Origin of the sequence: Bradyrhizobium sp. CB1015, assembly GCF_025200925.1 — a bacterium.
Classification (GTDB): Bacteria; Pseudomonadota; Alphaproteobacteria; order Rhizobiales; family Xanthobacteraceae; genus Bradyrhizobium.
Genome location: NZ_CP104174.1, coordinates 6,413,576 through 6,436,869, shown reverse-complemented (window position 1 = coordinate 6,436,869; position 23,294 = coordinate 6,413,576). Strand labels below are relative to the sequence as shown.

The 23,294-nt window shown below is 64.7% G+C and carries 22 protein-coding genes; 14 read left to right on the top strand and 8 right to left on the bottom strand.

What is annotated here, in order from left to right; translation table 11 throughout:
• Positions 1-13 precede the first annotated feature (13 nt).
• The 3 genes from N2604_RS30180 (at position 14) to N2604_RS30170 (ending at position 2,850) form a co-directional block, all read left to right on the top strand.
• Positions 14-532, top strand: a complete 519-nt coding sequence (locus N2604_RS30180) for a MarR family winged helix-turn-helix transcriptional regulator (RefSeq protein WP_260371678.1) — start codon at positions 14-16, stop codon at positions 530-532.
• Between the two features lie 146 nt (positions 533-678).
• Complete coding sequence (locus tag N2604_RS30175) at positions 679-2,370, top strand: benzoate-CoA ligase family protein (protein WP_260371677.1); 1,692 nt, start codon at positions 679-681, stop codon at positions 2,368-2,370.
• Positions 2,371-2,391: 21 nt separating this feature from the next.
• Entirely contained in the window at positions 2,392-2,850 is a 459-nt protein-coding gene (locus tag N2604_RS30170; protein ID WP_373569536.1) for a RidA family protein, read from the top strand.
• Positions 2,851-2,876: 26 nt separating this feature from the next.
• On the opposite strand, the gene N2604_RS30165 is transcribed toward N2604_RS30170, so the two are convergent.
• Positions 2,877-3,605, bottom strand: coding sequence for a CBS domain-containing protein (locus tag N2604_RS30165; protein WP_260371676.1), 729 nt, complete (start codon positions 3,603-3,605; stop codon positions 2,877-2,879).
• A gap of 204 nt (positions 3,606-3,809) precedes the next feature.
• On the opposite strand from N2604_RS30165, the gene N2604_RS30160 reads away from it, so the two are divergent.
• Positions 3,810-5,636, top strand: coding sequence for an alpha/beta hydrolase (locus N2604_RS30160; RefSeq protein ID WP_260371675.1), 1,827 nt, complete (start codon positions 3,810-3,812; stop codon positions 5,634-5,636).
• Here N2604_RS30160 and N2604_RS30155 read toward each other — a convergent pair.
• From N2604_RS30155 to N2604_RS30145, 3 genes are read right to left on the bottom strand one after another with little or no spacing between them, the layout of a single operon-like run.
• On the bottom strand, positions 5,633-6,619 hold the full coding sequence (locus tag N2604_RS30155; RefSeq protein WP_260371674.1) for a CHAD domain-containing protein: 987 nt from the start codon (positions 6,617-6,619) through the stop codon (positions 5,633-5,635). The two genes, N2604_RS30160 and N2604_RS30155, sit on opposite strands and share 4 nt — an antisense overlap.
• Complete coding sequence (locus N2604_RS30150) at positions 6,619-8,157, bottom strand: bifunctional aminoglycoside phosphotransferase/ATP-binding protein (protein ID WP_260376330.1); 1,539 nt, start codon at positions 8,155-8,157, stop codon at positions 6,619-6,621. Before N2604_RS30150 ends, N2604_RS30155 begins: the two co-directional genes overlap by 1 nt.
• 23 nt (positions 8,158-8,180) lie before the next feature.
• Positions 8,181-9,164 carry a zinc-dependent alcohol dehydrogenase family protein gene (locus N2604_RS30145; RefSeq protein ID WP_260371673.1) on the bottom strand — a complete coding sequence of 328 codons (984 nt, stop codon included), beginning with the start codon at positions 9,162-9,164 and terminating at the stop codon, positions 8,181-8,183.
• A 177-nt stretch (positions 9,165-9,341) separates the two neighbouring features.
• Here N2604_RS30145 and N2604_RS30140 point away from each other — a divergent pair, with 177 nt between their 5' ends.
• Together N2604_RS30140 and N2604_RS30135 are read left to right on the top strand one after the other, a co-directional pair.
• A complete protein-coding gene (locus tag N2604_RS30140) occupies positions 9,342-10,175 on the top strand; it encodes a universal stress protein (RefSeq protein ID WP_260371672.1) in 834 nt (277 codons plus the stop codon).
• Positions 10,176-10,238: 63 nt separating this feature from the next.
• Entirely contained in the window at positions 10,239-12,932 is a 2,694-nt protein-coding gene (locus N2604_RS30135; protein WP_260371671.1) for a bifunctional acetate--CoA ligase family protein/GNAT family N-acetyltransferase, read from the top strand.
• A 9-nt stretch (positions 12,933-12,941) separates the two neighbouring features.
• Here N2604_RS30135 and N2604_RS30130 read toward each other — a convergent pair whose 3' ends face one another.
• Together N2604_RS30130 and N2604_RS30125 are read right to left on the bottom strand one after the other, a co-directional pair.
• Positions 12,942-13,430 carry a phage holin family protein gene (locus N2604_RS30130; protein WP_260371670.1) on the bottom strand — a complete coding sequence of 163 codons (489 nt, stop codon included), beginning with the start codon at positions 13,428-13,430 and terminating at the stop codon, positions 12,942-12,944.
• Complete coding sequence (locus N2604_RS30125; protein WP_260371669.1) at positions 13,431-13,706, bottom strand: hypothetical protein; 276 nt, start codon at positions 13,704-13,706, stop codon at positions 13,431-13,433.
• Between the two features lie 176 nt (positions 13,707-13,882).
• Here N2604_RS30125 and N2604_RS30120 point away from each other — a divergent pair, with 176 nt between their 5' ends.
• From N2604_RS30120 to N2604_RS30110, 3 genes are read left to right on the top strand one after another with little or no spacing between them, the layout of a single operon-like run.
• Entirely contained in the window at positions 13,883-15,019 is a 1,137-nt protein-coding gene (locus N2604_RS30120; RefSeq protein WP_260371668.1) for an ABC transporter permease, read from the top strand.
• A gap of 2 nt (positions 15,020-15,021) precedes the next feature.
• Complete coding sequence (locus tag N2604_RS30115; RefSeq protein ID WP_157285586.1) at positions 15,022-15,789, top strand: ABC transporter ATP-binding protein; 768 nt, start codon at positions 15,022-15,024, stop codon at positions 15,787-15,789.
• A 3-nt stretch (positions 15,790-15,792) separates the two neighbouring features.
• Positions 15,793-16,896, top strand: coding sequence for an ABC-type transport auxiliary lipoprotein family protein (locus N2604_RS30110; RefSeq protein ID WP_260371667.1), 1,104 nt, complete (start codon positions 15,793-15,795; stop codon positions 16,894-16,896).
• Positions 16,897-16,902: 6 nt separating this feature from the next.
• Here N2604_RS30110 and N2604_RS30105 read toward each other — a convergent pair whose 3' ends face one another.
• Complete coding sequence (locus tag N2604_RS30105) at positions 16,903-17,223, bottom strand: cytochrome c (RefSeq protein WP_260371666.1); 321 nt, start codon at positions 17,221-17,223, stop codon at positions 16,903-16,905.
• 175 nt (positions 17,224-17,398) lie between these two features.
• On the opposite strand from N2604_RS30105, the gene N2604_RS30100 reads away from it, so the two are divergent.
• Positions 17,399-18,112, top strand: coding sequence for a helix-turn-helix domain-containing protein (locus tag N2604_RS30100; RefSeq protein ID WP_260371665.1), 714 nt, complete (start codon positions 17,399-17,401; stop codon positions 18,110-18,112).
• 485 nt (positions 18,113-18,597) lie between these two features.
• Complete coding sequence (locus N2604_RS30095) at positions 18,598-19,326, top strand: Crp/Fnr family transcriptional regulator (RefSeq protein ID WP_260371664.1); 729 nt, start codon at positions 18,598-18,600, stop codon at positions 19,324-19,326.
• Positions 19,327-19,336: 10 nt separating this feature from the next.
• Here the strand turns inward: N2604_RS30095 and N2604_RS30090 are convergent, their stop codons facing one another.
• Positions 19,337-20,113, bottom strand: coding sequence for a cyclase family protein (locus N2604_RS30090; protein WP_260371663.1), 777 nt, complete (start codon positions 20,111-20,113; stop codon positions 19,337-19,339).
• Between the two features lie 304 nt (positions 20,114-20,417).
• Here N2604_RS30090 and N2604_RS30085 point away from each other — a divergent pair, with 304 nt between their 5' ends.
• From N2604_RS30085 to N2604_RS30075, 3 genes are all read left to right on the top strand, one after another.
• Complete coding sequence (locus N2604_RS30085) at positions 20,418-21,389, top strand: TRAP transporter substrate-binding protein (protein WP_260371662.1); 972 nt, start codon at positions 20,418-20,420, stop codon at positions 21,387-21,389.
• 65 nt (positions 21,390-21,454) lie between these two features.
• The gene (locus tag N2604_RS30080; protein ID WP_260371661.1) at positions 21,455-22,006 is read left to right on the top strand and encodes a TRAP transporter small permease; all 552 of its coding nucleotides are present in this window, start codon (positions 21,455-21,457) and stop codon (positions 22,004-22,006) included.
• Positions 21,997-23,289, top strand: coding sequence for a TRAP transporter large permease (locus tag N2604_RS30075; protein ID WP_260371660.1), 1,293 nt, complete (start codon positions 21,997-21,999; stop codon positions 23,287-23,289). Before N2604_RS30080 ends, N2604_RS30075 begins: the two co-directional genes overlap by 10 nt.
• Positions 23,290-23,294 lie beyond the last annotated feature (5 nt).

The window sequence follows — 23,294 nt, the reverse complement described above, 5'->3', positions numbered from 1 at the left end:
CGTGCCGGCGCCAATGCCGGCCGTGAGTGACTGCATCGACATGCTCGATTCCGAGACCAAGGCCGTCGAAACACCGGAGGACCATGCCGAAGAGCTTCGGCTGTGGCTGCGGCTCTTGACCTGCACGACGCTGATTGAGGGCGAGGTGCGCGGCCGGCTGCGGCAGCGGTTCGACGTCACGCTGCCGCGTTTCGATCTAATGGCACAGCTCGACAAGGCGCCTGACGGCATGACCCTGTCCGATGTCTCCAAACGCATGATGGTGTCGAACGGCAATGTGACCGGCCTCGTGGAGCGCCTGGTGGAATCGGGCCATCTCGATCGGCGGACCTCGGAGGCCGACCGCCGCGTCCAGGTGATCCGGCTGACCAAGCTCGGGCGTGCCGAGTTCCGCAGGATGGCCGCCGAGCACGAGACCTGGATCGCCGATCTCTTCGCCGACCTCTCGCCGAAGGACGTGCGGGAATTGATGCGCCTCCTCGCCAAGACCAAGGCGTCCGCGCAGAAGTCGGCCGCCCGCCGCCGGCCGTAGCCACGCGGGCGCGACAGCCCGCCGCCCTTTTGCCGCAGGAAAAAGCACGGGTTGCCCAAAATCCCCTATTGCGCCAAATTGTTTTAAGCCTAAAATGTTTTCCAGATCGTGCTGCCGGGTGCAATCCATGCTGAAAGGAGCGTGCGATGGCCAACGCCGCCAAGATTCAAGTAACGGGCTCGTCTGACGGCAGCGCCGCGACGGCCCATGTCGATACGTTCGCGCGGCAACATCTGCCGCCGCGCGAGCTCTGGCCCGAATTCATCTTCACGCGGCCGGAGCTGCACTATCCACCGCGACTGAACTGCGTCAGCTATTTCCTCGATCGCTGGGTCGAGCAGGGCCGGGGCGATGCCCCTTGCGTCATCAGCCCAGCCGTCAGCTACACCTATCGCGAGCTGCAGGCGCTGGTGAACCGCATCGCCAATGTGCTGGTTGGCAAGCTCGGTCTCGTCACCGGCGGGCGCGTGCTGCTGCGCTCGGCCAACAATCCGATGATGGTTGCGGCCTATCTCGCGGTGATCAAGGCCGGCGGAATTTGCGTGGCGACGATGCCGCTGCTGCGCGCCAAGGAGCTGTCCTATCCGATCCAGAAGGCGGAGATCACGCTGGCGCTGTGCGACGGAAAGCTCGCCGAGGAGATGGAGAAGGCGAAAGCTACGGCGCCCGGTCTCGAGCGGGTCGTCTATTGGGGCAATGGCGCGGCGGATTCGCTCGAAGCGCTGATCGCCGATGCCAATCCGCAGTTCAAAGCGGTCGACACCACGGCCGACGACATCTGCCTGATCGCCTTCACCTCGGGCACGACCGGTGATCCCAAGGGCACCATGCATTTTCATCGCGACATGCTCGCGGTCTGCGATGGATACGCGCGCAACATTCTGCGGGCCGAGCAAAACGATCGCTTTATCGGCTCAGCGCCGCTCGCCTTCACCTTCGGCTTCGGCGGCGTGCTGTTTCCGATGCATATCGGCGCCTCCTTCGTCGTGCTGGAGAAGACGACGCCGGACGACATTCTGAATGCGATCGAGCAGTACAAGACCACGGTCTGCTTCACGGCGCCGACCGCATACCGCGCCATGCTCGGCAAGCTCACAGGCCGCGATATTTCTTCGCTCCGCAAATGCGTCTCCGCGGGCGAGACCCTTCCCAAGCCGACATTCGATGCCTGGCTCAAGGCGACCGGCATCAAGCTGATGGACGGCATCGGCTCGACCGAGATGCTGCACATCTTCATCAGCGCGACCGAGGACGAGATCCGCCCCGGCGCAACCGGCAAGCCCGTGCCGGGCTATGAGGCCAAGATCGTCGATGATGAGGGCCGCGACGTGCCGCCCGGAACGATGGGCCGTCTCGCCGTGCGCGGGCCGACCGGCTGCCGCTATCTGGCCGACGAGCGGCAGCGGAAATACGTCCAGAACGGCTGGAACATCACCGGCGACACCTATTTGATGGATAGCGACGGCTATTTCTGGTACCAGTCGCGCTCGGACGACATGATCGTGTCAGCCGGCTACAACATCGCAGGAACTGATGTCGAAGCGGCGCTGCTCACGCATCCGGCGGTTGCCGAGTGCGGTGTGGTCGGTGCGCCTGACGAAGCGCGCGGCATGATCGTGAAGGCTTACGTCATTGCCGCGCCCGGCGTGACGCCTGACGCTCAGCTGGTGGCCGAGTTGCAGGAGCATGTCAAACGCGAGATCGCGCCGTACAAATATCCGCGGGCCATCGAGTTCGTCGCGCAATTGCCGAAGACCGAAACCGGCAAGCTGAAGCGCTTTGCCCTGCGGCAGCTGGCGCAGGCTGCAGTGACGTCCTCAGGCGTCGCCGCGGAATGAGAGAAGGATAGAGAATTGTCAGTGACGACGCCGAAAAGCCCGCAACTGGCGGTGCTGCCGACCGCAGCCGAGGATGGAACGCGCATCAAGGCGCAGATCCTGCAGCCGTCGGGCTGGCCGCTGCCGAAGGGCTATGCCAACGGCATCGCTGCCGAGGGACGCATCGTCGTCACCGGCGGGGTGATCGGCTGGGACGCCGAGGAGCGTCTCGCGGACGGCTTCGTCGCGCAGGTGCGCCAGACTCTCGACAACATCGCCGCGATCCTGGCCGAGGCCGGTGCCCGGCCCGAGCACCTCGTGCGGCTGACCTGGTACGTCGTCGACATGGACGAGTACCTGGCCAATCTGAAGGAGCTCGGCAAGGTCTACCGCGACGTCTTCGGAGCGCACTATCCTGCGATGGCCCTGGTTCAGGTCGTCCGCCTCGTCGAGAAGGCGGCGCGCGTCGAGATCGAAGCCACCGCCGTCATTCCGAGCTGAACCCTGCCGCGATCGGCTCGCCTTGGTTAGCTCGCTTTGGCGAGCTCGTCGTCTTCGGGCGAGTTGAGATAGACACCGGACACGGCGTCGACCCAGCACAGATGATCGTGCACCTTCTTCACGCCCTCGACGTTCTCCGCGGCGACGACCGCGGCCTGCCGTGCGCGCTCTTCGGTGATGACGCCGCTGAGATGAACGATACCGTCGCGCACGATGACGTTCAGCCCGAACGGGCACCAGTCGTTCCTCTCCATGGTCTCGATGATGCGGCTGCGAATGTGGTCGTCATCGGCCGTCGGGTCCGGCACGTCGCGGGCGAGCCCCGCCACCGCCTGCAACAGGTTGGCGCGGGATACGATCCCGACGACCTTGTCGCCACGCACGACGGGCAGCCGCTTGACGTTGTTCCGCTCCATGAGATCGACGATCTCTGCGAGCGCGGTATCCTCGGTGATGGTCACGGGCGAGTCGGTCATGACTTCCGAGACCTTGCGTCCGTGCTCGTGGACGAAGTCGCTGGCGGATTTGCCCGGACCCAGGATGAACCGCAGCCATCGCCCGCGCTTGCGCCCGGTGCCGATTTCGCTGCGGCGGATGAAATCTCCCTCCGACACCACGCCGATCAGCTTGCCGGTATCGTCGACCACGGTGAGGCCGCTGACATGTCGCTTCAGCATGATGTTGGCCGCCTCGACGATGCTGGTGTCGGGGGTGACCGAGATGACCGACCGGGTCATGATCTGGTGGGCGCGCATGGACAACTCCGCTGGCATGTCAACTTCAATGCGCAAACCTAGTCGATCCCCCGGGGTGTGGTTTGACCCAGGTCAAGCGGACAAAGCTCGCCCTGATTGACCGATTGTGATCCGCGCAGCGATTTGATGCAGCTCAACGCGCGGCGGAGGCGCCGCCATATCCTGCCGCGGGCGTAGAACAGAAGCCCGCGGGAACAATCAGCCATGAGCGTCGTGAAGATTTTTCAACGGGCCGAAGCGCCGCTGCAAGCTCCCGCCGCCGGGCTCGCTGCCGAGATTGCCGGAAGGGTCGCAGGGACGCCGGCCGACTGCACTTGCCCGCAAGCAGCGGATTCTTATCCGCTCGATCGCGCGTTTCACGCCATGCTGGCACGGTTCACGGGCGGAATCTCGCCTGTGGCCTTGTCGCTCGCCTGGCTCGATTGGGGTGCGCATCTTGCGGCGGCGCCTCAGCACCAGATGGAGCTCTCCCGCAGCATCTTCCGCGATTCCGGCCGCTTCCTGGAAGCTGCCGCGCACTCGACATCGCGGGAGCCGTGGTCCGTCATTCGGCCGCAGGAGCGGGATCGCCGCTTCAAGGACCGGCAATGGGAAGCCGCGCCGTTCAATCTGCTTGCGCAGGCGTTTCTGCTCACCGAACGTTGGTGGCACGATGCCACGACCGGCATACGCGGCGTGTCCCACGCAAATGAAGCCATCGTCGAGTTCTCGATGCGCCAGATGCTCGACATGCTGGCGCCCTCGAACTTCGCGGCCACCAATCCGCAGGTGCTGGAAAAAGCGTTCCAGAGCGGCGGCGAGAATTTCGTCTTCGGCTGGCAAAACTGGTGCAGCGACCTGATGCGCCTGCTCTCCGGCTCGAAGCCGGCGGGCGAGGATCAGTTCGTCGTCGGCAAGACGGTGGCGGCTTCGCCCGGCAAGGTGGTCTACCGCAACAGCCTGATCGAGCTGATTCAGTACCATCCGACGACTGCGCAGGTGCGGCCGGAGCCGATTCTGATCGTGCCGGCCTGGATCATGAAGTACTACATCCTCGATCTGTCGCCGCAGAATTCCCTGGTCAAATACCTGACCGCTCAGGGCTTCACCGTCTTCGCGATCTCCTGGCGCAATCCGGACGCGAACGATCGGGATGTTGCCTTCGACGACTACCGCAAGCTGGGCGTGATGGCGGCACTGGACATGATCGGCCAGATCGTGCCGGGTCGGAAGATCCATGCGCTCGGCTATTGTCTTGGCGGGACGTTGCTGTCGATCGCCGCGGCGGCCATGGGGCGGGACGGCGACAACCGTTTCGGCACCGTCACGCTTCTCGCCGCACAAACCGATTTCACCGAAGCCGGCGAATTGACGCTGTTCATCAACGAGAGCCAGGTTGCCTTCCTCGAAGACATGATGTGGCAGCGCGGCTACCTCGATACGACACAGATGGCGGGCGCGTTCCAGCTGCTGCGCTCCAACGAGCTGATCTGGTCGCGGCTCTCGCGTGACTATCTGATGGGCGACGGCTCGCCACCGAACGACCTGATGGCCTGGAATGCCGACGCCACGCGGCTGCCTTTTCGCATGCACTCGGAGTATCTGCGCAAGCTATTCCTGAACAACGATCTGGCGGAAGGTCGCTATCGGGTCGAATGCAGGAGTGTCTCGCTATCGGACATTCACACCCCGATGTTCGTGGTCGGCACGCTCGCCGATCACGTGGCGCCATGGCGATCCGTCTACAAGATCCACTATCAGGTCGATGCCGACGTGACGTTCCTGTTGACCAGCGGCGGTCACAATGCCGGCGTCGTCGCGCCTCCGCAGGAGGAGGGCCACTTCTATCAGGTCCTGACCAAGGCTGCTGACGCGCCCTATGTCGGTGCGGACGAATGGCTGAAGCTGGCTCCGCGCGTCGAGGGCTCGTGGTGGCCGGAATGGACCAATTGGCTGGCAGCGCGCTCCGGTGCGCCCTGCGATCCCCCGCGGATCGGACTTGGCGGCGCCCTTGGCCTGCCCGATGCGCCGGGGGACTACGTCCACACCTAAGCCTCCGACTCCGAACCCGGCGCGAGATCCGAGGAGCGGAACGGTTTGGCCTTGTCCAATTTGCGGTAGGCCGCCGAGGCCTTCCGCAACAGCTTCTTTTCCCGCTTGCGATCGAGGAATCGATTACTGGCTACGAGGCCGGCGCCATTCAATGACGTCGCCAACGCCTGTCCCCGAGCGTCGTCGTTCAATTGCCCGAGCGACCGTTGTGCCTTGCGCAATTGCTTGAGGATGGACTTCTGTTTCCCCGCCGCGCCATCGTCGAACAGATCCGCAAGCGACTCGACCGAATAGGTCATCCGCTTGTTAAGGAGCCGCAGCTTGTGACGTTTCTCGACATCGAGCCTCTTGAGCTTCCGGGCCTTCTTGAGCAGCGTTGTCTCCCACTCGGTCAGCCGCTCCGTCGCATGGTCGGCGAGGGTGCGGCGGCGCAGCCGGATGGCTTCCTTGCTGCGGCGGGTCGACCAGGGGCCGCTTTCGATCCACGTTGAGGTTTGCTCGACCAGGCGGCGACACCGCGCCGATTGCAGCGCGCGCGCCAGCAGCCGGTGACTCTCCGCGCGCTTCTCGTCCCAGCGCTGAAGCTCGGCCACCACGGCGAGCTCGGCGCCACTTTCTGCGACGATCCGCTCGATTGCCACGTCGAGGTCCCGCACCATGCCGAGCTGACCGTTCAGCCATTTCAGTTCGGCCCAGACATCCGGCCGCAGCGCATCGTCGACCATCGGCGAGAAGAAGCGGATGGCAGTCCGCAGATGCGTCAGTGCGATCCGGATCTGGTGCAGCGCATCGGGATCGCCGCGGCAGGTGCCGTCGTGCTGGGCCATCACCGCGTCGAGGTGACGGCGGGCGATGATCCGGAAGGCCGTGTCGCAGGCCATGCCGGGGCTGAGGCGGGCGGGCAGCGCGTTGCGCCGCGTCGCCGGCTTGGCATGCGTGGTCGCCGTCGAGCGCGTGGTGGGTCGCGTCTTCCTTGCCCGCATCAGTCTGATTGCCTTGTTTGCCCCTCAGCGATGACGTTCCGGCAGTTCTGAAGCGTCTGCTCCTGTGTCCCGGATGCATCGATGGTCGCCCAGCCGACATGGCCGATATTATAGTGCTCTTGCAGCGCGGCAACCTCCGGCGTGGCGTCCGATGCGTCTCCCCGGCGGTTGCCGATGCGCGCCCGCCGGGTCGCGAGGTCCGCGACCAGGAACAGCCCGTTCAACGCCACGTTGCGCTCGCGCGCCAGCGCGGCGATCGCGTCGCGTTCGTCCTCGCGAGCGAATACGCCGTCGATGATCGCCGAATGGCCCTGCGCCAGCACCCGCCGGGCATGCTGGACCAGCGTGTCGTAGACGCGGGCCGTGACCTCCGGCGTATAGCCGGAAGGCGGCAGGCGGTGGGTGTCTTCGACCCCGAACATCTGCTTGCGGACGAGATCGCTACGCAGCACGACGGCGCCCGGCTCCGGTGCCACGACCGGCGCGAGCGCGTGCGCCAAGGCGGTCTTTCCCGTGCCGGACAGTCCGCCCACCGCAATCAGACGCGGCGCAGGAGGACGGATCAGCATGCCCGCGAGCTCGAAATAGCGTCGCGCCTGGTCGAGAATGCCGGGACCGTCGGAATGCGGCCGCTTGAGCCGCGCCAAGCTAACCTGGGCGCGGATCGCCGCCCGGATCGACATGAACAGCGGTAGGGTCGAGAGCGCGTCGAGATTGTCGGCCGGGGTCGCGGCGAGATAGCGGTTCAGCACCATGTTTGCCGCGCTCGGCTGATGGTGCTGCAACAGGTCCATCAGCGTGAATGCGAGATCGTAAAGCACGTCGACCGTCGCCATCTGCGCGTCGAACTCGATCGCATCGAACAGCACGGGTCGATCATCGATCAGAACAATGTTTGCCAGATGCAGATCGCCATGGCAGCGGCGCACGAAGCCCCGGCGGCCGCGCTCTGCGAGCAGGGGACGAATACGCAGATAGGCCGTGTGCGAGGCCTTGCCGAGTTGCTCGATCTCGTCGGCGCTGAAATGTCCGCCGGCCCGCAGACCATTCGTGTTGCCGTCGATCAGGGCCGGGATGGAGGAGACCCACGCCTTTCCGTCGGCGCGCGTCGCCGCCACGTGCGAAGCCGCGATTGCGTCGGCGGCGGCCGAGGCAAGCTTCGCGTCCAGCGGGCCGGCCTTGGCCAGACGATCCAGCGTCCTGCTTTCGTCGAAGCGCGACATGTCGACCGCATATTCGATCGGCCGGCCGGCGCCGTCGACCTTCACCGATCCATCCGGCTCTTCCGTGATCGCAACGACGCCATGATAGATCTGCGGCGCTAGCGGCCGGTTGATCCGGATCTCCTCCTCGCAAGCCGCCTTGCGCTTCTCGAGCGTCGAATAGTCGAGGAAGGGAAACCGGACGGCGCGCTTGATCTTCAGCGCGCGCTTTGCGTCCAGGAACACCGAGGCAGCATGCGTGTCGATGCGCGCCACGCCGGGATGGTCGGTCAGCATCCGAAAGATGCGCTCCTGAGCTGCCGTGTCATCCTTCATCGAAGCGGACATGGGAAGCACCATCAGGGCGTCAGCACGGCCGCGCCGAGAATCTGGCCATTCCGCAGCATGGTCAGGACCTCGTTGGCCTGATCGAGCGGAAACGCCGTCGTCTCGGTGCGCACTCCGGCTTGCGGCGCGACCTTGAGAAAATCGAGGCCGTCCTGGCGGGTCAGGTTGGCGACCGAGACCAGCTGCCGCTCCTGCCACAGCAAATCATACGGAAAGCTTGGAATGTCGCTCATGTGGATGCCGGCGCAGACGACGCGACCGCCTTTGCGCACGGCGCGCAACGCCGCCGGGACCAGCTCGCCGGCTGGTGCGTAGATGATCGCGGCGTCGAGCGGCTCGTCGGGCATCTGGTCCGATGGCCCCACCCAGACAGCGCCTAGGCGACGTGCAAGGTCTTGTGCAGCGGCATCGCCTGTCCGCGTGAATGCATGGACGGAGCGTCCCTGCCAAACCGCGACTTGCGCGATGATGTGGCCGGCGGCCCCGAAGCCATAGAGGCCGAGTCTCTCCGCGGGACCGGCCAGCACCAGCGAGCGCCAGCCGATCAACCCCGCGCACAGCAGAGGCGCAATCTCCACGTCGCTGCCGGCCTCACCGAGCGGAAAAGCGTAACGTGCGTCGGCGATGGTGTGGGTCGCGTAGCCGCCGTCGCGCGTGTAGCCGGTGAACAGCGGCGCGTCGCAGAGGTTCTCCATGCCCTCCCGGCAGAACCGGCATTTTCCGCAGGTGAAGCCGAGCCAGGGAATGCCGACGCGGTCACCAGGCGCATGTGTCGTCACATTCGGACCGATGAGGTCGACCCGGCCGACGATCTCGTGGCCAGGCACGATCGGATAGCGGATGCCGGGCAGCTCGGCATCGACGAGATGAAGATCGGTCCGGCATACACCGCAGGCGCTGATCTTCACCCGGATCTGACCCTCGCCCGGCAACGGGTCAGGCCGCTCATCCATCTGGAGCCGCGCTCGTGGGGCTGGCAACACCATCGCACGCATCTCTGTCTCCGGGGCGAACCGCTCCGACTGAGTTAATCCATAGAACGACCGAGTGGCCAGTCCTTGACGTCAGTCAACGCCTGTTCCCGGGTGTTCGGACGGAGTTTCCCCTGGTCTTGACGAGGATCAAGGGTCTCGACGACAGCCGGCCTATTATGGTGGCTTAGGAGAATTCCGATGCCCATCAAGGATGTGTTTCTTCCCCTTGTCGGCCAGCCGCGCGGGCCAGCCCTGGTTGCGATCGAGAAATGCGTTTCTGTGGCCGCCGATCTCGGCGCCAGGATCACCGCGCTCGCGCTCGAGGAAGATGTTTTCGAGCGGCCGAAGGTGATGCTGCCTGACGATCGCGCTTCCGCGCAGGCCAGCCTCGAGGCCAGCGACACGCAGCAGCTGCTGAACGCCTTCACCAACGCGGCTTCCCGCGCCAACATCCGCGTCCAGAGCCGGTCGGGCAAGGTGCCCGCGGATCAGATCGGAGCGATCCTGGCCGAGCATGCTCGCTTCAGCGACCTCGCGCTGGTTCCCGTGAAGCCGCACGACAGTCGAACGGAGGCCATCGTCGAAGCCTTGTTGTTCGAATCCGGACGGCCGCTCCTGCTCTGTCCCGAACATCGCGCCGACGAGCTCCGGCCCGAGTTCGAGAATGTCGTGATTGCCTGGGATCATTCTGCGCGGGCCGCGCGTGCGGTCGGCGATGCGTTGCCCATTCTTCAGGCTGCCACCTCGGTTCGTGTGCTGACCGTGGCTGAGGACAAGACTGAGGCGGTTGTCCAATCCGGAACGGCACTCGTCGACTATTTGCGGGAACACGGCGTCTTTGCCTCCTTCGAAACCACGAAGGGGGGCGGCAGCTCGACCGGCAAAGTACTGGGAAGCTGGGCGAATTCCCATGACATCCATGCCATCGTGATGGGCGCCTATCATCATTCGCGCCTGAACGAGATCGTGTGGGGCGGTGTGACAAAGACCGTCATTGGCCAGCCACCGTGCTGGGTTATGATCTCGCGCTAGGCTTCTTCTTTCAGCCTGATCCTCAATCATCGGAACCGCCGCCGAGGCGGCGCATTTGTTTTCATGTCGACTTATCGTCTGAACAACCTGCTGTCGCCGCGCTCGGTCGCGCTCGTCGGCGCGAGCGCGCGTCCGGCGTCCGTGGGACGCGCGGTCCTGGAGAACATTGGCAAGGCGGCATTCAAGGGACGGTTTGGCCTCGTCAATCCACGTCATGCCGAGATCGGCGGCATCGCGGCGGTGAAGAGCCTGGACAGGCTGGACTTCGTGCCCGAGCTCGTCGTCGTCACCGCGCCCGCGGGCGAGATACCAGGGATCGTCGACCAGGCCGGGCGCCGCGGGTCCGCGGGTGCGCTGATCGTCTCGGCCGGGCTCGGCCAAGGACCGGGATCGCTGCATGAGGCGACCAGCGCTGCCGCGCGCAAACACGGCATGCGGCTGATCGGGCCGAACTGTCTTGGCATCATGATGCCGGGCGTCAGCCTGAATGCCAGTTTCGCCGCGCACATGCCGAGGGCCGGCAACCTCGCGCTGATCTCGCAATCGGGCGCCATTGCCGCCGGCATGGTGGACTGGGCCGCGCAGCGCGGCGTCGGCTTCTCCGGCATCGTCTCGATCGGCGATCAGATCGACGTCGACATTGCCGATCTGCTCGATCATTTCGCGATGGATCACAAGACCCGCGCGATCCTGCTCTACATCGAGGCGATCATGGACGCGCGCAAGTTCATGTCGGCGGCGCGCGCGGCCGCGCGCGTGAAGCCGGTCGTGGTGGTGAAGTCCGGCCGCATGGCGCAGGGTGCGAAGGCCGCCGCCACGCATACCGGGGCGCTCGCCGGTGCCGACGCCGTCTATGATGCCGCGTTCCGCCGCGCGGGTGTGCTACGGGTGTCCGATCTGCGCGAGCTGTTCGATTGCGCCGAGACACTCGGCCGCGTCGAATCGCCGACAGGAAAGCGTCTCGCCATCCTGACCAATGGTGGCGGCATCGGCGTCCTCGCGGTCGATCGATTGGTCGAGCTCGGAGGTATTCCGGCGACCATCTCGACTGATGCGAGCCAGAAGCTCGATGCGGCGCTGCCGCCGACCTGGTCGGGTGCAAACCCCGTCGACATCGTGGGCGACGCCGACGCCCCGCGCTACGCGGCGGCGCTGGAGGAGCTGCTGGCCGACCGCGACAACGACGCAGTCCTCGTCCTCAACGTGCAGACGGCGATCGCATCGGCCGCCGAGATCGCCAAGACCGTGACGGAGCTCGTGGCTAAGTATCGCGAGCAGCACCGCCGATGGGCGAAGCCCGTGCTGGCGGCCTGGGTCGGCGCCGATCAGCACATCATCCAGGCACTCTCCAGCGCCGGCGTGCCGAACTATCCGACCGAGGACGACGCCGTGCGCGGCTTCATGCATCTTGTTCGGCACCGCGAAGTGGTGGAGGAGCTGAGTCAGGTGCCTCCCGCGATGCCCGATACGTTCGTTCCGGATGCCAGGGGGGCGAGAGAGATCGTCACCGCCGCGATCGCGGACGGCCGCCAGTGGCTCGAGCCTGTCGAGATCAAGCACCTGCTCGAAGCCTACGATATCGCGATGGTGCCGACCTATGCGGCAGCCGATGTCGAACAGGCAGTGACCTATGCAACGGACATCTTCGCGCAAGGCGAGACCGTCGTGCTGAAGATCATGTCGCGGGACATCACCCACAAATCCGATGTCGGCGGCGTCGTGCTCAATCTGACGACGCCGGAGGCCGTGCGTGTGTCGGCCTCGGACATTCTTGCGCGAGCCAGAAAGCTGCGGCCCGAGGCCCGCATCGGCGGCGTCATCGTCCAGGCCATGGTGGTCAAGGCGAAGGCGCGCGAGCTGATCCTGGGTCTCGCCGACGATCCAACCTTCGGCACGGTGGTCGTTTTCGGCCGCGGCGGCACGGCGGTGGAGATCATCAACGACAAGGCGCTGGCGCTGCCGCCGCTCGACCTGCAACTGGCCCGTGATCTGATCGACCGCACGCGTGTGTCGCGGCTGCTGAAGGCCTATCGTGACGTGCCGGCGGTCAAGCAGGACGCCGTCGCCATGGTGCTGGTCAAGCTGGCGCAGATGGCGGCCGACATTCCCGAGATCCGCGAATTCGACATCAACCCGCTGCTGGCGGACGAAACCGGCGTGACCGCGGTGGATGCCCGCGTCGCGGTCGGGCCGCCGCAGCGGAAGTTCGCCGGCTCCGGCCCGGCCAATTTCGCCGTTCGCGCCTATCCGTCGCAATGGGAGCGCCGCCTCAAGCTCAAGGACGACTGGCGCATCTTCGTGCGGCCCATGCGCCCCGAGGACGAGCCGACCATCCACGAATTCCTGCGTCACGTCACGGCACACGACCTTCGCCTGCGCTTCTTCGCCCCGATGAAGGAGTTCACCCACGAGTTCATCGCGCGCCTGACCCAGCTTGACTATGCGCGCGCGATGGCCTTCATCGCATTCGAGGAGGCCACCGGCGAAATGGTCGGCGTGGTCCGGCTCCATTCCGACTCGATCTACGAGACCGGCGAATACGCGATCCTGCTGCGGTCCGACCTCAAGGGCAGGGGGCTCGGCTGGGCCCTCATGCAGCTGATCATCGACTACGCGCGGTCGGAGGGCTTGAAGACCATATCGGGCGACGTGTTGCAGGAGAACACCGTGATGCTCGACATGTGCCGGCAGCTCGGCTTCGAGGTCAAGCCGGACCCGGCCGAGCCTGAAATCTGCGACGTCAGGCTGAAGCTCTGAACGGGTCAGCTACGATTGCGCCTCGGCCGAACTTGCATCGTTGGACGTCCTGGCCTTCGTCCGCAGATTCTTGATGATGATCGCGATCAGCGGCACCAGTACCGGCACGATCGTGCTGAGCGGATGGTGCACCGCGCCTGACACCTGGGCCTGGAGCGCTCGTGCCTCGAGCTGGAGGGCTTCGATGGATGTGTCATGAATTTCGTTGGCGAGCTCGATGTCACGCCCCGACGGAGCGCGGCCGGCGATCAGGAAGAGAGCGGCCGCGATGACGAAATTGACGGCGCCGAGAATGGCGGCCGCGGCAATTGCGCTCCAGATCTGCACCAGCGCGAAATAGGCCGACAGCTCCAGCATCAGGAGCCCGAACGCGGCGATCAGCGCCGCGAAGGCGCGCAGGCCGAGGCCGATGAGCAAATGGCGCAGCCTGATGTCCGCGATGATCCTGTCGGTGCGCCACAACACGCGCAGATGTTTGACGACATTCTCGGTATTCACCTAGTGTCTCCTCAGCATGAAGCCGACAACCACGCCCAGCGCGAAGGCGGAGGCGAGCGAGGTGATCGGGCGCTCCGCAACGAGGCCCTGGAGCTGCTCCCCCTCTTGTTCGACGGTCTCACCGAGCTCGGCGAGCGCGGCCCTGATCTGATCGGCGAGCGCTTCGGTGCGAGCTTTCGAGCTTTCGAACATCTCCTCGCCGGCGGTGCTCAACAAGCGCGTGACATCGACCTTCAGCGCCCGCAATTCCTCGTTCATCCTGTCACTGTCGAACATGGATTGCTATCCTCATTGCATCCAAATGAGCCTAAGACCCGCCCGCGCGATCTCGCTTGATTTGCGTCAAGAGGCGGAGCCCGTTCGGGGTCTTGAGACAGGTCAATCCGGCCGCCACATGCTGGCCTAGAAGTGCCGGCTGAATGGGGACCAATTGTCCCGATGAGGTGGAAGGCGTGAACCACAAACCGCTGCTGCACGCGACGCCGTCCGGCGACGTGCTGAAATTGCGCCCCGAGGGGCCTTGGACCGCCGCGAACGTGGTGACGCTCGAGACGCTGTCGCGGTCCGTCGGGTCCGACGTCGATCGCTCGCGCGCCGTAACGCTGGACATGTCGGGGATCAGCGCGCTCGATACGCTCGGCGCCTGGGTCCTGGAGAAGCTGTCGCGCAGGGCCGCATCATCAGGCAGGTCGGCCGAGTTCGTCGGCGTCGCCGATCATTTCAGCGGGCTGATGGACGAGGTGCGACAGGTCAACCGCCACACACCGGCTCCAAGCGCTGCGCCCAATCCGGTTCTGGCGCGGCTGGGCGAGCTCGGCATGTCCACGGTCGGGGCGCGGGAAGACATCACGATCTTCCTCCAGATGCTCGGCGCCTTGTTCGTGGCCATCATCGGCGTGCTGCGCCGGCCACGTTCGCTGCGCCTGACCTCTCTGGTGTATCAGCTCTACCGCATCGGATGGCAGGCGATCCCCATCGTCACACTGATCACCTTCCTGATCGGCGCCATCATCGCGCAGCAGGGCTTCTTCCATTTCCGCAGATTCGGCGCGGAGTCGTATACGGTCGACATGGTCGGGATCCTGGTGTTGCGTGAGCTCGGCGTGCTGATCGTCGCCATCATGGTCGCGGGTCGGTCCGGCAGCGCCTACACCGCCGAGCTCGGCTCGATGAAGATGCGGGAGGAGATCGACGCACTCTCGACCATGGGGCTCGATCCCGTCGACGTCCTGATCCTGCCGCGCGTCGCGGCCCTGGTGATTGCGCTGCCCATCCTCACCTTCATCGGATCGATCGCCGCGCTCTATGGCGGCGGGCTGGTCGCGCAGTTCTATGGCGACATGGGGCCGGCGATCTACATTGCGCGGCTGCACGAGGCCATTTCCGTCGCGCATTTCGAGGTGGGCATTCTGAAGGCGCCGTTCATGGCGCTGGTGATTGGAATCGTGGCCTGCAGCGAGGGATTGCGCGTCAAGGGCAGCGCGGAGTCGCTGGGGCGGCAGACCACGACGTCGGTGGTGAAATCGATCTTCCTGGTGATCGTGCTCGACGGCCTGTTCGCGGTCTTCTTTGCTTCGATCGGAATGTGACGATGGAGGAATCGCAAGATCAGTTCGCGATCCGCGTCCGCGATCTCGTGGTCGGCTTCGGCCGCCAAACCGTGCTCGACCATCTGTCGCTCGACGTCCGTCGCGGCGAGATCCTCGGGCTGGTGGGGGCCTCGGGCGGCGGCAAGTCGGTCTTGATGCGGACCATCATCGGCCTTATCCCGCGCCGTAGCGGGACTATCGAGGTCATGGGACAGCCCGCCGGCGGCCACGGCCGGGGCGCGGCGATGGCCTGGGGCATCCTGTTCCAGCAGGGCGCGCTGTTCTCCTCGCTGACGGTGCGCCAGAACGTCCAGTTTCCCTTGCGTGAAAATCTCGTCCTGTCGCAGGAGCTGATGGACGAGATCGCGATCGCCAAGCTCGAAATGGTCGGCCTGCGTGCCGAGGACGCCGACAAATATCCGGCGGAGCTGTCCGGCGGCATGACCAAGCGCGTGGCGCTGGCGCGCGCGCTCGCGCTCGACCCGCCGATCCTGTTCCTGGACGAGCCGACCTCGGGCCTCGACCCGATCGCCGCCGGCGAGTTCGACGCGCTGATCAAGACGCTGCAAAAGACCCTGGAACTCACTGTCTTCATGGTGACCCATGACCTTGCGAGCCTGACCACGGTCTGCGACCGCGTCGCGGCGCTCGCCGACGGCAAGATCGTGGCGATCGGCCCGATGCGCGAATTGCTGCAATCCGAGCATCCCTGGGTGCGCGCTTATTTCCACGGCAAGCGCTCGCAGATGCTGCAACACGAGATGAGATGAGAGATGGAAACCCGCGCTCCCTATGTGCTGATCGGCAGTTTCGTGCTGGCCGCGATCGTCGCGGTGTTCGGCTTCGTCTATTGGCTGAACAACACCGGCGGCATCGGGCCGCGCACGAACTACCACGTGCAATTCCAGGGGCCGGTGCCTGGCCTCCTGGTCGGCGCCGGCGTGCTGTTCAACGGCATTCGGGTCGGAGAGGTCACCCAGCTCGGACTCGCGCCTGATAACCCGCGCTTCGTCAATGCCACGATCTCCGTTGCGACTGCGACGCCGGTGCGTGCCGACACCAAGGTCGGGCTCGAATTCCAGGGCCTGACCGGCGTTCCCGTGGTGACGTTGGAGGGCGGCGTGATCGTCGCCAAATCCGGCGAGCTGCCGACCTTGATCGCCGAGGCCGGCGCCGGCCAGAGCATGACGCAGGCGGCGCGGGATGCGCTGCGGCGGGTCGACACGGTGCTTCAGGACAATTCCGGCCCGCTGAAGGACACCATTGCCAATTTCAAGACCTTCTCCGACGGGCTCGCGCGCAACACCGGCAAGCTCGACAGCATCGTCGCTGGGCTCGAGAAGATGACCGGCGGCGGCTCGCCCGCGCAGAAGGTCACCTACGATCTCCGCGCGCCCGACAAGCTCGGGCCGGCCGGCAAGACATTGTCCGAGCCGTTGGCGATCCCTGAGCCGACTGCGGTCGCGATGTTGCAGACGCAGCGCATGCTGTTCTCGCCGGTCAAGGACTATCCGGGCTTCGCCGAATTTCTGTGGGCCGACAGCATTCCAAAATTGTTGCAGGCGCGGCTGATCGACAGTTTTGAGAACTACGACATCGCGCACGCGCCGCTGCGCGCGACCGATGTTGGCCAGGCCGGCTATCAGTTGCTGATCGACGTCAGGCGCTTCCGTATCGCAACCGAGGGCGAGCCGCAGGCCGAGATCGCGCTGTCGGCGCGGATCGTCGACAAGGCGGGCAAGGTGATTGCCTCGCGCCTGGTGGAGGCTACCGAAAAGCTCGACAAGATCGAGCCGGCGGCGGCGGTTGCGGCGTTCAATACGGCCTTCGGTCGGATCGCCAAGGAGCTGGTCGGCTGGACGGTGCAGGCCGTGTAGCGGTGGCTATCGTTCCAGCGTCTTCAGATACGACAGCAGATCGTGGATCTGTTCCGGATTGAGCTCGAAGGCAGGCATGTCGGCATGGCCGGTATTGATGCCCTCGGCCAGGGCCTCCCCTAGCGTCTCGACCGGGTAGCGCTTGTGCAGGGTGCGGAACGGCGGAGCGCCCTCAAGAGAGCTCTTCGAGCGCCGGTCGATGGCATGACAGCGCGAGCAATTCGCCTTGGCATAGGCCTTTCCGCGCAGAGAGGCCTTGGAGTCGGCGAGCGCCGGGGTGGCCAGGAAAGCCGCGATCAGGGTCTGGCGTAGCAGCAATTGCAGCATGGAAGGCAGTCTCATCCAGCCTAAGCCAATGCTCACGGCTACTAAGCTATCAGAGTAGGGCGGCTATCCCGACCATAATTGATCTGGGTCAAGTGGCTTTGTAACAATGCAGTAAAATACCAAGGTGTGGTGGACTCAGCCTGCTGGGATCAGCCGCGCTGGGCTGGAGCGATGGATGAAGCCTTCCGTGGTCACGAGTGAGCTGAACGGGCATTTTTGCGACGATTGTGCCGTGCGCGGAGCGGCGGTCTGCTCGTCGCTCGATGCAGCCGAACTCCGGGAGTTCGAGCATCTCGGCCGCCGCGTCCATTTTGATCCGGGCGAGACCGTGTTTTCCGAGGAGGACATCACGACCTCGTTCTACAACGTCCTCGAAGGCGTGATGCGGCTGTACAAGCTGCTGCCCGACGGCCGGCGGCAAATCGTCGGCTTTGCCTTGCCAGGTGATTTCCTGGGGATGAATCTGTCCGGCCGGCACAATTTTTCGGCCGACGCGATCGGCGTGGTGAACGTGTGCCAATTCCCAAAAGGGCCTTTCGGCCGTTTCATCGAAGACCGGCCGCAATTGCTCCGGCGCATCAACGAGCTGGCCATTCGCGAGTTGAGCCAGGCTCGCGACCATATGGTCCTGCTCGGCCGCCGCTCGGCCGACGAGAAGGTCGCGACCTTTCTGCTCGGCTGGCGTGAGCGGCTGGTCGCGCTCAAGGGTCCGTCCGACATGGTCGCGCTTCCGATGAGCCGCCAGGACATTGCCGATTATCTCGGCCTGACCATCGAGACCGTCAGCCGCACCTTCACCAAGCTGGAGCGTCTCGGCGTGATCGAGATCATTCACGGCGGCATCAGCCTGCTCGATCGGGCCCGCGTCGAGGCCATGGCCGCAGCCTGACCATCTCCGCGACGCTCTCGGCAATTTGATCCCGATCAATGACGGCGGCCCATTCCCCGCAAAATAATGCCGGAGACAAATCCGGGAGGGGATGATGCCTGCTGACGCGTTGCTGGTGACCGTTATCGTGGTCGCGATCTTTGTCGTGTTCGCCGCAGTCCTGGCTTGGGCTGATCGGCAAACCAGCGCGGGCCGGCTTGATCCGGAGCACTGAAGCTTCTTCAGGTCTAGTTCCGAGTCCAAAGCGCCAGGGCCGATGCTCGCCCAGGCGGGCGCTAGCGCGCCTCGACGCAATCGCGGCTTGCGTAATCCGCAACTCTGCGTCGACGGAGACGCATCGCCGCAGCCTTCGGCTGCTGACTTCCGACGTTACCGGCCTTTTCGTGGCATTTGCCTCAAATCGCGCGCGTGCTTTCCGGTTGAAATGCCTGGTAACGTTGACTACGCAGGAACTCAGTGCCTCGTAGTCTTAGGAGCCCCGCGGCGTGCCTCAGGACAAGACCGGCGATCCCCGACAACAGACGGGCAACAAACTATCGGTCCTGCGCAAGCACCCGATCTTCGCGGATCTGGAGCCGGAAGCGCTCGATCAACTCTGCCGCTACGCCAAGCACACCACCGTCAAGCGTGGCGCGACGATCGCCGCCAAGGGCGATCCCGGCAACAATCTCTTCGCGGTGATCGCGGGGACGGTCAAGATTTCCTCCTCATCGCCTGACGGACGGAATGCCATCCTCAATCTGATCGGCCCGGGAGAAATCTTTGGCGAGATCGCCGTGCTCGACGGCGCGCCCAGGTCAGCGGATGCGACCGCCAACACCAACTGCGAACTCTACGTCATCGATCGCCGGGACTTCCTGCCATTCGTGAAGAGCCAGCCGGCGCTGGCAATGAAATTCATCGAGCTGCTGTGCGCGCGTCTGCGCTGGACCAGTCAGCAGGTCGAGCAGGTGATCCTGCAAAATCTGCCGGGCCGGCTTGCCAGCGCGCTGCTCGGTCTCACCGAAGAACGCAAGCTCGATTCCGGCAGCGGCACGCTCGCCATCACGCAGCAGGAGATCAGCGAGATGGTCGGGATGACGCGCGAGAGCATCAACAAGCAATTGCGCGCCTGGGCCGGCCGCAACTGGGTTCGCCTCGAGCACGGCGCCATCGTCGTCCTGGATACCGACGCGCTGCGCGAGCTTGCCGAGAGCGGCCTCGACGGCGAGTGACGCCTCGGGCCTAATTGTCGATGATGGCGACCGCGCGGGTCCAGCCTGCGGACGCCCGCTCGATCTTCACCGGAAAGCACGAGATCGTGAATCCGGTCGAAGGCAGCTGGTCGAGGTTGTGCAGCTTCTCGAGATGGCAATAGCCGATATGCCGCCCCGCCTTGTGGCCCTCCCAGATCAGGCCGGCATCTTTCGTTTCGGCATATTTCTTCGCGGTGTAGACGAAAGGCGCATCCCAGCTCCAGCCGTCGGTGCCGGTCAGCCGCACGCCGCGCTCGAGCAGGTACATGGTGGCCTCATAGCCCATGCCGCAGCCGGAATTGACGTAGTCGGCCTTGCCGAATTTAGCGCCGGCGCTGGTGTTGACGACGACGATCTCCAGCGGCGATAGCCTGTGCCCGATGCGCTGCAGCTCCTTCTCGACATCCTCGGCACTCGCCACGTAGCCGTCGGGCAGGTGCCGGAAGTCGAGCTTCACGCCGGGCTGGAAGCACCATTCCAGCGGCACCTCGTCTATGGTCCATGACCGCTCGCCCCGGTTCATGGTCGGATGGAAGTGCCAGGGCGCATCGAGATGGGTACCGTTGTGGGTGGATAGCGACACCTGCTCGACCGCCCAGCCCTGGCCATCCGGAAGGTCTTCCGCCTTGAGGCCGTCGAAGAACTGCAGCATGCGCGGCAGGCCCTGTTGGTGGTCGATATACTGGATCGTCGGGTGATTGCCCGGCGGATCGGCGGTCACGTCGTTTCCGAGCGGGACCGAGATATCGACCAGCTTCCGCGGCATGGGCTTTCCCTCGAGACGGTGCAGTGTTCGGGACATCTTGAGGGGCCTCGATTGGAGGCGTCAAGTCACGGGCCAGCGACGTCGAGCCAGCCCGCCATACCCACCATAGTGCGAATTGCGCCAGAAATCGATCGATGCAAGTCTTGCATCGATCGATGCCGGATTTGGCTTGGACAGAAAATGCCGCCCGCCCTAGGGACGACATTGGCGCTTGACTTCACACTTGAAGCGGAGCGACCCAAGGCGGCCTGCAGCCGGGCCGACAACGATATAATTAATTCATCAACCCAGGAGGAAAGCCCAAATGAAGACGCTCACCGGTATCATCACAGCCGTTGCACTGGCGGTCTCAGCACCCCTGGCCACCGCACGCGATTTCCGCTCCGCCGACGTTCACCCCGCCGATTATCCGACCGTCGAGGCGGTCAAGTTCATGGGCCAGCAGCTCGCGGCGGCAAGCGGCGGCAAGCTCGGCGTGAAGGTGTTTCCGAACGGCGCCCTGGGCTCGGAGAAGGACACGATCGAGCAACTCAAGATCGGCGCGCTCGACATGATGCGGATCAACGCATCGCCGCTGAACAATTTCGTGCCCGAGACCATCGCCTTGTGCCTGCCCTTCGTCTTCCGGGATACGCAGCACATGCGCACCGTCCTCGACGGTCCGATCGGCGATGAGATCCTGGCAGCCATGGAGCCCGCGGGCCTGGTCGGCCTTGCCTATTACGACAGCGGCGCGCGCTCGATCTACACCGTCAAGGCACCGGTCAAATCGCTTGCCGATCTGAAGGGCCTGAAGATCCGCGTCCAGCAATCCGACCTGTGGGTTGGCATGATCCAGAGCTTGGGGGCCAACCCGACGCCGATGCCCTATGGCGAGGTCTACACCGCGCTCAAGACCGGCCTCGTGGACGCTGCCGAGAACAACTGGCCGTCCTACGAATCCTCCCGTCACTTCGAGGCCGCCAAGTTCTACAACATCACCGAGCACTCCCTGGCGCCCGAAGTTCTCGTGATCTCGAAAAAGGTCTGGGACACGCTGAGCAAGGAGGACCAGGCGATGGTCCGCAAGGCAGCCAAGGAATCGGTGCCCGTCATGCGCAAGCTCTGGGACGCGCGCGAGCAGGCCGCCCGCAAGACCGTCGAGGCCGCCGGGGTTCAGGTGATCACGATCGGCAACAAGGCGGAGTTCGTCGATGCGATGAAGCCGGTCTACCAGAAGTTCGCCGGTGACGAGAAGCTGCAGAGCCTCGTCAAGCGCATCCAGGACACGAAGTAAGACAATTCGGGGACCGGGTCCGGCGTCGCCGCAAGGCGGCACTGGACCCCGTAAGGAGGCGCGGGATGACAGACCCACACGTCGCAAGTCACGAGCCGGGGGCCGTAGCGGCACGCCCATCCACGGGCTTGCTGTCGCGGATCAATGCCCCCGTCGCCCGCCTTGGCATGTACCTGTCGGTGACCGGGCTGCTCGTCATCGTCGCCATCGTCTTCTACCAGGTGTTCGGACGTTACGTGCTCAACTCCAGCCCGACCTGGACGGAGAATCTGGCGCTAGTCCTGATCCTCTACGTCACGCTGATCGGCGCCGCCGTCGGCGTACGCGATGCCGGGCATATCGGCATGGACAGCCTGCTGGTCATGCTCTCGCATCACGTGCGGGAGAAGATCGAGATCGTGATCCACGTTCTGGTCGCCGTGTTCGGCCTCGCCATGGCCTATAACGGCTGGATCCTGGGCGCGTCGGTCGGCACCGTGAAGATCCCCAATCTCGGTCTGCCCGAGGTGATCCGCTATGTGCCGCTGATCGCCTCCGGCATCCTGATCGTCTCATTTTCCATCGAGCACATCATTGCTCTCCTGCGCGGCGAAGAGGTCGTCCCGTCATGGAACTGATCATTCTCGGCGCCACCTTCTTCGGCTTTCTGATCCTCGGCGTGCCGGTCGCCTTCGCGATCGGGCTTTCGGCGATCTGCACCATCCTCTACGAGGGCCTGCCGGTCGCCGTCATCTTCCAGCAGATGATGTCGGGGATGAACATCTTCTCCTTCCTCGCCATTCCGTTCTTCGTCTTCAGCGGTGAGCTGATGCTGCATGGCGGCGTTGCCGACAAGATCGTGCAGCTCGCCAAGAACCTCGTCGGGCACATCCGCGGCGGTCTCGGCATGTCGAACGTGGTCGCCTGCACGCTGTTCGGCGGCGTCTCGGGCTCCCCCGTGGCCGACGTGTCGGCGATGGGCGCGGTGATGATCCCGATGATGAAGAAGGAAGGCTTCGACACCGATTACGCCGTCAACGTCACCACCCACGCCTCGCTCGTGGGCGCCTTGATGCCGACCAGCCACAACATGATCATCTATGCGCTGGCGGCCGGCGGCAAGGTCTCGATCGGCGCGCTGATCGCCGCCGGTCTCCTGCCGGCGCTGGTGCTGATGATCTGCATGCTGGTCGCCGCCTACGCGGTCGCGGTGAAGCGCGGCTATCCGGCCGGCAAGTTCCCCGGCTGGGCCGAGGTCGTCGGCTCGCTGGCGGCCGCGCTGCCGGGGCTTCTGATCGTCGGCATCATCCTAGCGGGCATCCTGTCCGGGGTCTTCACCGCAACCGAATCGGCAGCCATCGCCGTCACCTACACCATCCTGCTGACCTTCTTCATCTACCGCACCATGACCTGGGGCAACTTCCTGCGCGCCGCCGCCAAGGCGGTGAAGACGACGGGAGTGGTGCTGCTGCTGATCGGCGTCTCCACCATGTTCCAGTACCTGATGGGACTCTATGAAGTGGCGGATCTCGCCGGCGCGATGATGAGCAAGGTGTCGACGCAGCCCTGGATGATCTTCCTGCTCATCAACATCATCCTGTTCGTGCTCGGCACGTTCATGGACATGGCGGCGACCATCCTGATCTGCACCCCGATCTTCCTGCCGATCGCGATGAAGGCGGGCATGGACCCGGTGCAGTTCGGCATGCTGATGCTGATCAATTGTGCCCTCGGGCTCAACACGCCGCCGGTCGGAACGACGCAATTCGTGGGCTGCGCCATCGGCGGCATCTCGGTCGGCGCGGTGATGCGCACCATCCTGCCGTTCTATGCTGCGCTGATCGCAGCACTGATGTTCGTGACCTACGTCCCCGCATTCTCGCTGTGGCTGCCGCGTCTCTTGATGGGCTACAAGGGCTAGCAGCA